General features: G+C 50.2%; 5 protein-coding genes. 2 read left to right on the top strand and 3 right to left on the bottom strand.

Annotated features, from left to right (window positions below):
- Positions 1-49 precede the first annotated feature (49 nt).
- The 3 genes from BUB73_RS11630 to BUB73_RS11620 form a co-directional block, all read right to left on the bottom strand.
- Complete coding sequence (locus tag BUB73_RS11630) at positions 50-1,627, bottom strand: hypothetical protein (RefSeq protein WP_139258405.1); 1,578 nt, start codon at positions 1,625-1,627, stop codon at positions 50-52.
- An 80-nt stretch (positions 1,628-1,707) separates the two neighbouring features.
- A complete protein-coding gene (locus tag BUB73_RS11625; RefSeq protein ID WP_073160296.1) occupies positions 1,708-2,502 on the bottom strand; it encodes a hypothetical protein in 795 nt (264 codons plus the stop codon).
- A 164-nt stretch (positions 2,503-2,666) separates the two neighbouring features.
- Positions 2,667-3,434, bottom strand: coding sequence for a hypothetical protein (locus BUB73_RS11620; protein WP_073286062.1), 768 nt, complete (start codon positions 3,432-3,434; stop codon positions 2,667-2,669).
- A 304-nt stretch (positions 3,435-3,738) separates the two neighbouring features.
- Between BUB73_RS11620 and BUB73_RS11615 the strand changes: the two genes are divergently transcribed.
- Both BUB73_RS11615 and BUB73_RS16685 read left to right on the top strand, forming a co-directional pair.
- Positions 3,739-9,099 carry an InlB B-repeat-containing protein gene (locus tag BUB73_RS11615; RefSeq protein WP_073286060.1) on the top strand — a complete coding sequence of 1,787 codons (5,361 nt, stop codon included), beginning with the start codon at positions 3,739-3,741 and terminating at the stop codon, positions 9,097-9,099.
- A 137-nt stretch (positions 9,100-9,236) separates the two neighbouring features.
- On the top strand, positions 9,237-13,472 hold the full coding sequence (locus tag BUB73_RS16685) for a T9SS type A sorting domain-containing protein (protein WP_175552213.1): 4,236 nt from the start codon (positions 9,237-9,239) through the stop codon (positions 13,470-13,472).
- Positions 13,473-13,628: the final 156 nt, after the last annotated feature.

Genomic DNA, 13,628 nt, shown 5'->3' with positions numbered 1-13,628 from the left:
AAATGCCCGTCAGGCGACGGGCATTTTTAAGTCTGCATTTTTTTTGCGGTTACTTCTTTTTGGAACCTGTTTCCTTTAGTAAGTCGCTCAAGTGTCGGGGCGGGAGTCTCAGGCTCAGCCCCATGTAGATATTGTCCCATAGACCGTCGGCGTGGGCCCATCCCAGTTCTATTCCTAGAACGTTTCCCAGTTCCGCGAACCCCGCCAGATAGGTGGTGGGCATGTCCTTGTCAAAGATGTAGCTGAAGCGGACGCCTCCGTTCAATCCTTCGCCGATATTGATTTCTGCGGTGGCCATTGGGGCTGCTGCCTGGTGGATGTTTTCTTCATCGCAGCTGGTGTCAAAATGCCCGTTGCAATGTTCGTAGGTCACGTTGTTCCAGGAGATTCCTCCGCCTAGGCCGATGGCGAATTGCCTTGTGAATTCAAAGACAAGCAAGCCAACTGCGTATCCGGTGATGGCTGTGACGGAATCATTTTCGGTTTCGAAATCCTTGAACGGTTCGGCTTCGCTTGCTTCCCCGAAGGTGAGGTTGATGCCGCCTAGAGCCTGGAGGTAGATTCCGAAGGAACTTGGTGTACTGCTGGTCTGTACAGATGAAGTGCTGTTATGATTTTCCCAACCGTCATCGTAGGATTTGTATTCTGCGGCAGGAGAGTTTGTGGAAGGCTGCTTGGTGTCGAGCCAGGGATTGCGGGGTTTACCCCACACGAACCTGCCCATGAGTCCGTCCCTCAGGTCGCTGTCGTCAAATATGACGCGGTCTCGCCAATGGTCTCCCTGAACAAGGTCAGCGCTTGACCGTCTGCCGTCCAGGTTAATCGAAAAGACGACCCGGCTTGACTGGATTTTATAGTTGAACAGTTCTCGGCCGTTCAGGTAGTAGACGCCCTCGATGCCGTCCTTTGTTTTTACTAGCAGTCTTTTGCCGTATCCTTGTTCCAGTTCAAAATACAGGCCGCCGTTCGCCTTGCTTGCGTTAGCGCGGCTCTGTCGGACCAGTTCCACGAAGATGGGGGCCAGGGCGCCGCTGTTGTCGCTGTGGTGGATGATCTTCCCGCAGGCGTTGTACCATTGGCGGATCCGGTCGTTCAGGTCGTTGATGGCGCCTCGGTTTTCTTCTAGGCTAAAGTTGTAGCTGACTTCGACGCCCTTGGAAAGGGGTTCCGGAGTGTAGCTGCCTTCGAGAGTGAAATAGCGGGTGGGGTAGAAGGCGTCGACCTGCAGGGCTTCATAACACTGGTTGATGGCCTGGCGCCTTTGTTCGATAGCGTTTGAAAGTCTGTTGGGGCTCAGGCGGATTTCGCCGGTGAGCTTGAAATACTGGGTTTCGAACTTGGGAAGTTCATACTGGTAGAAGTTTCCGCAGGATTCATCGATTTCTTCGGTAATGGAAATCGTGCCGCATCGGTCATTCATCACCTCGATATCGGCGGCGGTGCGCCACAGTTCATCTAGCTGCTCCCTTTCGGCTGCGGAGAACTTGCCGCTGTTTCGCATTTCCCTCAGTTGGGAAATGTATGCCTTGAGTACGGCAGGGTCCTGTTGGGACATCACCAGTTGAGGGCTTGCGAAGGCAATCCCGGCCGCCAGGCTAAACAACACCATAACCAATTTGCGTATCATGCTGAATGTAAATATAAGTTAAACAATAAAAAAGAACATCCCGCAATGGGATGTTCCTTAAAGCTTGTGAGATTTTCAACTTAGAAGTTGAAGTCTACGCCTGCATAGAGACCGGTTGCATCGCCGTCCATGTCGCCAGAACGGAAGATGAGACGTGCATCCAGGAGGATCTGCGGGTTGAGGGCGAACTTACAGCCCAGCCACAGGTTGAACTGGGAGTCGCCGCTGTCGTCAGCGCCCCATTCGTTACCCTTGTCGTCTTCCCAGGTATCTTCGGTGAGCTGCAGCTTGAACTTCAGGCCCAGATAGGGGATAAAGATCTGGTTGGGAACGGCGAAGTCCATTTCGCCAGCAATGTGGATTTCGAGACCGCGTTCGTAGTTGTCGTGTTCGAAACCCCAGTCAAGGCCGGCTTCGGTACCGAAGGAGAGGCCCTGAACGCCCTGGATCGGCATAGAGAACTGGCCGCCCAGGTAAATGGAAACTTCGCTATTGGAAGGCGGATGGCCGTTGACGCCGTCGTCATCGTTACCGATGGGGAGACGCAGGTCGATGAAACCGCTAACCATGGGGGTAATCTGATAACGGCCGCCGATGGTCAGGTCGCGGAGACCGTCGCCACCGTTGGTGCAGCCCTGGCAATCCACTTCGCTCCAGAACTGGTAGCCCCAGCCCTGCAGAGAAAGTTCCAAGTTCTGGATGACGGTGTAACGTGCGCCCAGGTTGAGGCCTGCCTGAGACCATTCATGGTGCCAGTCGTAGTAGAGGCCGCCATGGAGGGTTCCCTTGCCTGCTTCCTGAACCGGGAAATAGTCCCAAGTTGCGAATGCTGCAGAGGCTGCGATAGCTGCTGCTGCGATAATTTTCTTGAACATAAACATCTCCTTAGTTTTTCAAACCAGTCCAAAATGTAGAAAAGGTTAGACGTTTTTATATGTTAAATAATATTATCGTAAGTTTTTGTGACCGCCACCAAAAAAAGGGCCTGCCTTGCGGCAGAACCCTTTGTAATTCCAGTCTAGCGAGCGCTAGCAGGGAATTAGAAGTTGAACTTGGCGTTCACGTCGATGGTCAGGTCCATATCGTCGCCAACGAGATGTTCGTTGCCGAGGCCCAGGCCGACGGATGCGTCAAGAGAAATCATCTGGTTGATGGAGTAGCCTACGCCAACATAGGGGAAGATACCCAGGTCGCCAGTGTGGCCTTCGCCAACATTGTCGCCATCATAGGTGTACTTGCCCAGTTCCATGACCAGGTCCAAGCCTACGTACGGAGAGACAGGGCCGCCCAGAGCGAAGCCAGCTTCTGCACCGATGTTCAGCTTCCAAGGAGGAGTGGTCTTGTCGTCGCCGGCAGTTTCGAGAGCGAGGCCAGCTTCGGTACCCAGGTCGATCATGCCGAAGTTCTGAGAGAACTGGACACCTGCGTGGAAACCGATTTCGCCATCTTCACCGACAACTTCGTCAGCACCGATGGGGAGGGTTACGTCCAAGAAGGCGTTCATGGTGGGCATGAACTGGTAGCGGACCATGATCGGCAGGTTGTCGAGACCATCGGACTTTGCGTCTTCGCCATCATAGTGGGTGAACAGACGGTAGTCAAGAACTACGCCCAATTCCAAGTTCTGGATCACGGTGTAGCGTGCGCCAACGTAGAGGTCTGCTGCAGACCACTTGTCTTCGGGCATCTGATACTTGAAGCCGACTTTAGCCTGGCCCTTGCCTGCTTCGAGAACGGGGAACTTGTCCCAGGTTGCAAAGGATGCTGTTGCAGCCAGAGCGCCTGCGAGTGCAATCTTCTTGATCATCTTTTTTGTCTCCTTGATAGGGTTTTGAAGTGTTTTCGTAATAAATATAATATGCTGAATGTAATAATGTAAAGAGAATACGTTTTTTTTGGGTGATTTTTTTTCACAAATGTATGACGAGTACGCTAATTCGTTGATTTTCGACGGTTTACGGCTTGCGTAAAGACGGACGGAATGGTGCGCATGTGTGATGTGTGAACAGCTGTTGCGGTATGTCACAATGGAAGACCCATATTAAGTGAAAATCCCCTTTTTTACGAAATAATGGGTATCTTTGTAAAGTAAGGATTACAGAGGTGGAATTATGAAGATGAGATTCAATTTTATCCTGTGTGCCATGCTGCTTGCCGCCAGCATGGTTTTTGCTGCTGGAAACAGCTTTTTTTCCTTGAATTTGCAGGTTTCTTCGGTTGTTTGCGGTTTTGGTTGCGTTACGCAGGATTCTGTGTTCTACCTAAAGCAGGAAGCTGCTAGGTGCGGGGGCCCCGCAGGGCCTGCTGGTAAGACTTGTGTGCAGTCTGTAAAGGCAACACCCGATAGCCTTTACTACCTGCTGGAAAAGCACTGGATCGGTGCAAAAAGCAAGCACACCCTCAGATTGGAATCCAATATCGACCTGGGAGAAATTTCTGCCGATGGTTCCTGTGCCGTCAATCATAAGCCGTTGCCGTTCCGTGTTAGCAATGAATTTTATGGTGATGGCAAGAAAATCACCAATTTGTGCTACCATAGTTCCAAAATGAGCGGACCGGTCGGTCTTTTTGAATCAATCGACAATGCAAACATCTCTAACTTTACCATTGAAAACGTCCGCATTATCATTGATGGCGAAAGTGAAAAGGGCGAAGATTATTATCCGGTGGGAGCCCTTGTTGGTCGAATCAGCCTGTCTTCTATTGACAAAGTCAAGCTTTCCAATGTCCAGATTGATGCACCTTTTGCAGGTGCCCTCGTTGGTGTACTGAACAATTCCACTGTCAAGAATTCTGTTGTGGAAGATGGTATCAGCATTGTCAACAACACCAAGATCACTAGCGGTTTTGCCGGTTCCAAGGTTATGGGGAATGCCTATAACTCCACGGTCAAGAGCACGAACTATGGATATGGAGTATTCCTTGGCGGTATCGCCGGTGTGTCTGTCCGTTCTCAGGCAGACCCTTCTTTCAAGGATACTCGTGTTAATGCTGTTGTGCAGAACATCCCTGCAGATAATAATTCTGCCCTGGGTGGCGTTGTGGGTATGATGGCCGCCTCCTTCGACTCTGTTCTCAATGTGACCTCCGGTTCCCAGGCTGGCGAAGAAGTTGCCAGGATTTCTGGCGGCAGCGCCATGGGTGGCCTCGTTGGTTTTGCCGGCGTGCTTTATGAAAACGGTTCCCAGCAGGAAGGTTCCATTAACATCATCAAGTCCTCTTTCAATGGTGAAATTTCTGATGGTTCCGTGGGAGGCGTATCTGTTAATAGCGTTCTCCAGAAGAATATCTTTGCCGGTGGCCTTGTGGGTCGTGATTCTCTTCTTGGTATGTCTAGACTGCTTATCAAGAATAGCCAGGCGGAACTTTCTCTGAAGGATTCTCTCAAGGTTGAAGGTATTTACCGCTATGCAGCCGGTGGTATCCTTGGTGCAAGTAACCGCTGTCTCGGCGGTGATTCCGATACGATTTACGTTTCTATCAAGGAATCCCGTTCTCAAGGAAATATTCGTATTGCCGGATCCGCCAAGGATGTTGATGGCCTTCATGTTCAGGCCTTTGTGGGTGGCATTGCCGGTGACGCCTGTTTTGCTACCAATGGCGATGGGTTGTCCAAGGATACGTCTTCTGTGAATATCGATGTTCGTACAAAGACCGCCTATGGTGACTTGATGTCCAACGGCTTTACCGTATTTGACTCGGTTGTTGTGGGCGGCGTGGTTGGCTTTATGAATTCTGCCACGGCCAAGGCTCTGCCTCTTACCGAAATTTACTATGACGGTGCCATCGAAGTGGCTGACAGTTTGAATACTGTTGTTGTGGGTGGTGTTGTCGGTACGTATCCGAACCTTAATGGCGGAAAGGCTGTTGATTTTAATAGCATCTTTGTTCGTTCCGAAAACCTGATTAAGTTGAATGCGGTTCATGCCGATCCGGTAACTCGAACCTATAATGACAATCAGGTGGCTAAAATTGGTGGTGTCTGCGGTATCTGTCGCGAACTCCACGATGTGTCCTCTGTGGCCGTAGTTGCAAATATTACTGCAGAGGGTACTTTCTCGGGTGACACCCTTCTTATGGGTGGCATGGTTGGCCAGTCTGTGAATGTGAATGAAAAGGATACCGTGTCCATTGTAGGTGCTTTTAGCGTTGGTAACATTCTGGTAAATGCTACAATGGAAGGTAATTCCAAGAATGACAAGGGTGTTAAAAGGTTGGCTTACCTTGTGGCCGATCAGCAAACGAAAGCATATAGCATCAAGTCCTGCTACCACTACGGTGAAGACGATCTGGATGTTGGTCCCTTTGGTGGAAAGGGTGTTGCTGGAGACTGGACCGAAGACACCAATATCAAGTTCCTAATCCGTAACGGTGACGAGGCCAATCTCAATGCCAGCTACAATGGTGTACAGAAAAGTGCTGATGTGAAAAAGGAATCCTTTGCGGGTCTCCTGAACAGTGCCTTCGAAAACAGCAAGGACTATATCTGGTCTTTTGACAAAGATTACTATTTGGGAACTTTGCCCTTCCTTGCTCATGGTAGTTATTCTCCGACAATTCCCGAAGGAAAGGTCTCGTTTAAGGTGACCTTCCTGGGCTTTGACGACAAACAGTTGGTTGTGGTGAATGCAGATCCTGGTTCGGCTGCCAATGCTCCCGACGTTCCCGAAGTCGCAGGCTACACCTTTGTGAAGTGGGATAAGGATTTTTCTGAAGTTACGGGTGATCTGACTGTTAGAGCTATCTATGAAATCAACTCCTATACCGTCACCTTCCTTAAGGCCTTGGACGACACTATCTCGACGCAGCTTGTTGAGTATGGTAAATCTGCCGTTGTTCCCAGCGGTGTCAAGAAGATTGGCCATACCTTTACTGGTTGGGATAGCGATGACTACAAGGATGTCAAGAGTGACATCACTGTCTATGCAAAGTTTACGGCTAATGTTCATCAGCTGGTCTATATGGATGATGAAGATGGTGTGCTTGAAAATATTGAAGTTGCTTACGGAAGCGCAATCACATTGATGTCTGACATCGAGAAGGCTGCCGACGAAAAGTATTCCTATACCTTTGTCAAGTGGGTAATGGAAGATGGCTCTGATGTGATTCCTGCAACCATGCCCGATGAAGACGTGGTGTTGAAGGCTGTCTTTAAATCTGAAGCCGTTATGTATAAAGTTGTATTCCAGGATTTTGATGGAACAGAACTGCTGACCAAGGAAATAACTTATGAAGGTTCCGTTGAAACTCCTGCCGATCCGTCCCGTCTAGGTTATAAATTCATTGGCTGGAGCAGTGATGAATACAAGCAGGTAAAGGCAGATCTTGTAATCAAGGCTAAATATGAACAGCTCAACTATGCTGTTGTGTTCGAAGATTACGATGGCGATACCCTCAAGTTCCTGTCGCTGACTTATGGTGCAGAAGTGACTGCCCCTGCAGTACCGCGCCGTCAGTCTACGGAACAGTATGATTACACCTTCAAGGGTTGGACTCCTGCTGTAGAAAAGGTGACCGACAATGTTGTGTATGTGGCCGAATACGATTCTTCCCTGGTAAAGTACACCGTGTCCTTTGTAATCAATGGAACGGTTTATGAATCTCAGGTAGAATATGGCCAGGCAGCGGTGGCTCCCGAAGCTCCTGTTATTGAAGGTCTGACTTTTGTGGGTTGGGATTCCAGCTACACCGAAATTGTCGGTGATCTCAAGATCAACGCAATCTATGACACTATTAAATACAAGGTAGTCTTCAGGGATTACAAGGATAGCATCGTTTACGAAATGATGGTTCCCCATGGCGACACCATCCACTTGGCCAACAGCATGGCTCTGGATCGCAAGGCTACCGAAGATTATGTGTACTCCTTTAAGGGCTGGAGCGAAGCTCTGGGCAAGGTTATCCGCGACATGAATATAAAGGCCGTTTACGACTCTACCTACATTGGAAAGCCCAGTTCTTCCGCCTCTGAAGAACCTGCCTCCAGCAGCTCTAATCAGGTAGAAGTGCAGATTGTCTCTCCGAAGTTTGAACAGTCTGGCAACGCTATCCGCCTGTCTTTCAAGACCGAGGGTTCCGACGAACCTGCCACGGTGACTGTGCTTGACGAACTGGGAATGGTTATTGCTACGGCTACGGTCACTGACGGCTACTGGGAAATGGTGCCCGCTCCCAAGGGCAAGTCCTACGTAACTGTTGAAGTGGGTGGCAAGGTGATTTACCAGGAGTCCTACGAGGTAAAGAAGGAAGTGGTCATGCAGGCCAAGAGCTGGCAGATGGTTTCTGTAGTGGCAATGGATGAAAGCACCTTGAGCGCTTCTGAAATGAATTTCTACTGGTGGGATGAACTGAATCCTGTCGGAGAATACTGGCAGTATCGTTCCTATCGCGGTGGCCCCATTGATGAAACCCGCGGTTACTGGGTTGGCTCTGCAAGGGAAGTTGCCATTCCCCTTCGTGAAGTGGAAGTTTCTGCAGATGCCGAAATCCAGTGGAAACTGGATAACAAGTATAGCGGTTGGAATCTGGTGGCAAATCCCTATGGCTGGTACGTAGACCTTTCTAAGGGAAAAACGGAAGGTGACGCCGAGGTTATCTTCTGGCACTGGGATTCCGAACTGGGTGCCTACAGCGTTGCCGAAGTGGTTGGCCCCTATGAAGCGGTATGGGCTCAGGTGGATCACTCCACGGTGTTCAGCGTGAAGGCTGACCCTGATTACAATTATGCCGAGAAGAATGACCTGTCTGTTGCTGGAAAGGTTGCCTCTATGCGCAAGGGTTCCGCCCGTAAGGCTTCTGCGGATAACTGGAGTGTGGTTGTTGCCCTTTCCGACGATAACGGCAAGGTGGACTCCTGGAACATTCTGGGTGCCGGCAGCAGTGCCGAAACCTTGGATGAGCCTCCTTCTGGCATGGGCGACCGCGTGAATCTCTCGATCCGCGAAAGTGCCAAGGGTTCTGTTCTGGCCAAGAGTATCAAGGCTGTGGCATCGGAATACGAATGGATCCTGGACCTGAGTGCAAATACCGCCCGCGAAGGCAAGCTAACCTTTGAAGGTGTTGACGCCCTTAAGGAATTGGGTTACGTCATGTATGTGACTGTTGACGGTGAAACCAAGGAAGTGACCGACGGAAAGTCCCTGAATGTCGCCCTGAAGCAGGATGCCAAGCAGGTGCAGGTCCGTGTGGCTGCTCGCAGTGACATGGCTGTTGCCTCTGCCGCCCTGAACGGATTCAAGGTGTTGCAGAACGCAGGTTCGCTGCAGGTTGGCTTCAATGCGGCCGACGCATTGGCTGGGGCCAATGGCCACTACGCTCTGGTGAGTGTAAACGGCAAGAGCGTGGCCCGCGGCAACTTTGCCGCCCGCGCCGGCCAGAACGTACTTGATCTGCAGGCTCCCAAGTCCGGCCTTTACTTCATGCAGGTGAAGGTTGGAAGCCAGACCATGAACGCCAAGGTGATGGTGAAGTAACCTTTCGCGGTCCTAATAATTCTTGTTTAACCGTATGAGTTTAGCCACAGGGGCTTTGCCCCGGTGGCTTTCTTACAATACTCTTACAAGTAACTATATTTCCTATCGGAAGTATGTACTGAATAAAAGGGACTCTTATGGTGAGATTCTCGAAATTTTTGTGTGCCATGGCCTTGTCCGTGGTGAGTTTAGCAAGTCTTGCTATGGCGCAGGATGAAGAAGTCTATACGGTTTACTTCGACCTGAATCAGAAAAGTCGGCCGGGTAATGTTTTCCTGTCAGACGGTTTTATGCAGTCTTTTGAGGGTCCCGTTGATGATCAAGGTGGGGACGTGTTCCCCAGTATAGATCAAATTTTTAGGACGGATGGTTACTGCTTTGATGGTTGGACTTTGGAGCCTGAGAACAGCCTTGCTAGTTCATACGGTGGGATAACTTCGGCTTTGGTGGCTGCTTCCGGGACAGATGATGGCAATATCCAATTGTACGCCCGATGGACTGGTATCAATTGCATTAATCCGGCTACTGTGCCTGTAGAGATTGTTCCTGAGAACGAGGGGGCTAGCTTGCATGGAAGCATTCGGTTGCAGCAGTATTATTATTCGCAGTTGTCTCCGAAATTGGAGATGGATTCGATCTCAATTGCTCCCAACTCCACGACTTTTGAGATTCCCTGGAAGTTGATTTCAGTCGGCACTACAGAAGGGAATTCGGAATATGCTTCGTTTACGTTCCATGTCCTGGATTTGCCTGATGCGGGTTATGAACTTAGCGATATTGAGATGGTTCGTGATGAGGCTAGTGCTGTAAATGGATCCGTTTGTGATGATAGCTTTTCTTATGAGCGTGAAACACGGATTCTCAAAATTAAGCCGACAAGAGGTTGTAAGTACAAGCTGAAGGCTTCGTATTCCGCTTTGACCTATTCCTTGTCTTTTGAACATCCCATCGATGGTCAGGGCCTATTCTACGTGAAGGACGAATATGGTTATGGCTGGCCCAGCGGGGCCGTTGGCTATAGTATCGGGAGTGGGGATTTCCCCATTGTTTACGATATGAATGGTTGCCGATATGGCTGGGTTCCGGCCTCCGAGGAATTGGCTGAACAGTATAAGGGTGGCGTTGCCCTGGGGATGACTGCCGAACTTGCCGCAATCATGAATGCCGAAGATTCCTATTCCATGAAGTTGTCTAAGGTAGATCAGTGCAACATGGTGATGGACAAGTGGGAAAATGTTTTTTATGCGGATGAAGGGGGCTCTGTAGAAGTTGTACAGACTTACCCCAATGGCGATGAAGTAGACCTGGTTAAGCTTGAATTGAAAACCAATGTCAGCGGCGTTCCGGAATTGGATCTTCCTGTTCTATGGGGATATTCTATCCCTGTTACGGTTGTGCCCAAGCCTAAGGATGGCTACTCCTTACGTCAGATTTCCGTGGAGAAGGTAATCGATGGAGTTTCTGGAACCTTCGTGTTTAACGAAACGGCCAACGTCAATTTGATGGAAAGTGCAAACTGGACTATTTCTTTTGAACGGAGCTCGCCCCGCTATTACGCTTATGATTTCGAGTTGACTCCCGAAGAAATGGAGGACCTGTTCTTTGAAAGTGCGGTGATCCCCCAGCCGGATACGGTTTATTACGGCCAGTCCCATAGTAGGATGGTATTCCACAAGACAAAGGCTTTTTTGGGATGGTCCTTGATCCGCGCGAGTCGTAGGAGTGCAACCGACCGTATTTATGTTGACTTGCAGGAATTGCAGGATTATGGAAGCATGAACCCCAATGCGCCCACGACCCTCTATGCCGTGTGGAAGGACAAGGACGCCAGTGATGCAAAGGAAATTGCTGTTTTTGAAGAGGGCCATGCATCGGTCTGGGCTTACCAGTTTTTTGGAAAGGATACCTTGTTCCATGCCTTTGACGAGAATGGCAAGCTGTTCGCTTCCGATACTATGGGAGTTCAAGTCTGGTTCAAGGTTGTGCCGGACGAGAAATACGAATTTGTCAAAAACAGCGTAAAAGTTTACGCAATGGAATGCGAGACTGAATATAACTCCCTCGGAGAATCTGGCAGTGAAGAGGACGGGATGAGTTATAACTCGTTAGAGGAATTTCTTGAATTCCGCGAGTGTTATCACTTCTCGAACGAAGAGGAGGGAAACTATTATCTTGGCTGGGGTAATTTAGCGAAGGTCGTATTTGAGATTAACAAGAAGCCTGAAGAGGAAGAGCCGGTGGATGTAGAACTGGTCTTTGACGTACTGTTCGATGAAAAGACAACAGCCCTTGATAAAAAGCAGATTTATTATGGCTATGACTGGGTGGACAGTGCCCGTTACACATTCGCCAATCAGAATGATACAGCGACCTATAAGCTGCCGGCTTACGTCTATACTTCTGACGCCTGCGTTGTTGGCTGGTCCGAAAAGACGGAGCTTTCGGAACAGGACTGGGTGTATACGGCCTTTGACTTGCATCTGGCGGAACGTTCTGCCGAATCCGGCAAGAATAAGCTTTATGCCGTGTGGGCCGACGCACAGGAATGTGGCGACTACAACCACCTGAAGGTCTCCTCTGAACATGGTGTGCTGGTGCTGCAGAATGTGTCCCTGGAAAATGATTCCGTTGCCAGTGAGTATCGCTTTGCTGCAGACGGTTCCACTTTGCTTCCGAAGCGGATGGATGGATTCCGTCTTGTGGCGAATGGAACGCCGGATGCGGGCTATGAGCTGGATTCCCTGGTGCTGCATAGTTCCGATAGCATCACCTATTATTTTGCGGAAGGTGTCGCTTTGCCTCTGGCCCGCATGGATGGCGAACTGAAGGCTTACTTCGGCAAGGCCAACAAGACGCCTGTTGAAATTGTGTACGATACCTTGATGGGTTCCGGCAATGCGGTTGCGATGAAGTTCAAGACGAGCGATTTCGATGTGGCTCGTGGCGTGAAGGCTTATGCCTTCCTGATCGATGCCATGGGCGTGGTGGATACGCTTTTGACAAAGTCCGTGGAGAAAACTTCTGACACTTTGAGCTTCCGCAAGTTCCCTCTTCGACCGGGAAGCTACAAGTTTAGCGTGCGCCTGTCCGAAGGCGGCAAGTTTGTGGATTCCAGGGAATATCCCTACGTGGTGGAAGATCGGATTGTGGCTACCGGCGAGGATACCTGGCAGATGATTTCTATGGCGCTGGTGGATACGTCTAAGCTTTCCCGTGATGACGACCAGATTTTCTACTGGTGGGACGACATGGGTACTCCCGGTTTGTACTGGCAGTACAAGGAACTGGGCCGTGGCGAAGAATTTGACGACCGCCGTGGTTTCTGGTATAACACTCTGACCGGTCAGGACTTGCTGCTGAATTCCAAGAGGGAACCTCTTTATAAGGACGTGAAGTGGAACCTGGACAGTTCCTACAGCGGTTGGAACCTGGTGGCAAATCCCTATGGTTGTTACGTCAGCCTTTATGCGGGGCACGAAAATGAACGCAAGTCGGTCAACGAAAAGTCCCGCGTAAACTTCGTGCGTTACGATGTAAAGTCGGGCGACTATGTGGCTGCCGATACGTTGATGCCCTACGAAGCGGTATGGGCTGAAGTGTCTGGACCTGTGGAATGGCGTCTAAAGGCGGAACCGGTATACATCTCCGATTCCAAGGTTAGCGGTAATTCGCCTGCGGTCCTCAAAAAATCCCTGGCCAAGGCCGAAAATAACTCCAATTGGTACATCCAGGCCGTTCTTTCCGATAAGAATGGTCGCGAAGATTCCTGGAACATCATGGGTGTGAGCCCGGAACCCTTTGTGGGTTCTGAACCGCCTGCCGCCATGGGTGACCGTGTTTCGCTGTCTATCGTCGAAGGCAAGCGCGCCCTGGCCAAGTCCTTTAAGTCTGAATCCCAGAGCTATAAGTGGGATTTGAGCCTGAGTGCAAGTTCTGACCGAATGGGTGAACTGACCCTGGTGGGCGTGGCCGCCCTGAATGATATGGGTTACCGCGTATTTGTAACCGCAAACGGTGAAACAACGGAGATGAAGGAAGGTGCCGCCCTGAAGGTCGCCCTGAAGACCTCCGGTTCCAATGCCACGGTCCATGTGACCAGGGCGGACGCCGTGGTGGCTTCGGCTGTGGGTGGGCTTCGCTTTGTCCAGGCTGCAGGTTCTTTGGATGTGGGCTTTACCGTGGAAGAATCCCTGGCTGGCGCCCGTATGGTCGTAAATGTGCTGGATCTGCACGGCAAGGTGAAGGCTTCTTACAAGGGCCGTGCCGCTGCCGGAACGAACCGCGTGGCCCTCGAGGCTCCCAGAACCGGCTTGTACCTGCTCCATGTCCAGGTGGCAGGGGAGAAGGCTTCCCGGAAGATTATGGTAAAATAGGCCAAATTCGACCGTTTTGCCGATTTATGGCGAAGAAGACGCCCGGGAAACCGGACGTCTTTTATAATAAATAATGATTAATTCGTAAAGGAAAGTTGTTAATTGATGGAATTTGATTGATTTTAAAGATTTATTGATAAAAGCTATTGATATTCC

The sequence above is a fragment of the Fibrobacter sp. UWH6 genome (assembly GCF_900142465.1).
Classification (GTDB): Bacteria; Fibrobacterota; Fibrobacteria; order Fibrobacterales; family Fibrobacteraceae; genus Fibrobacter.
The sequence above is the reverse complement of the archived record's forward strand: the minus strand, read 5'-3'. Positions and strand labels throughout refer to the sequence as shown.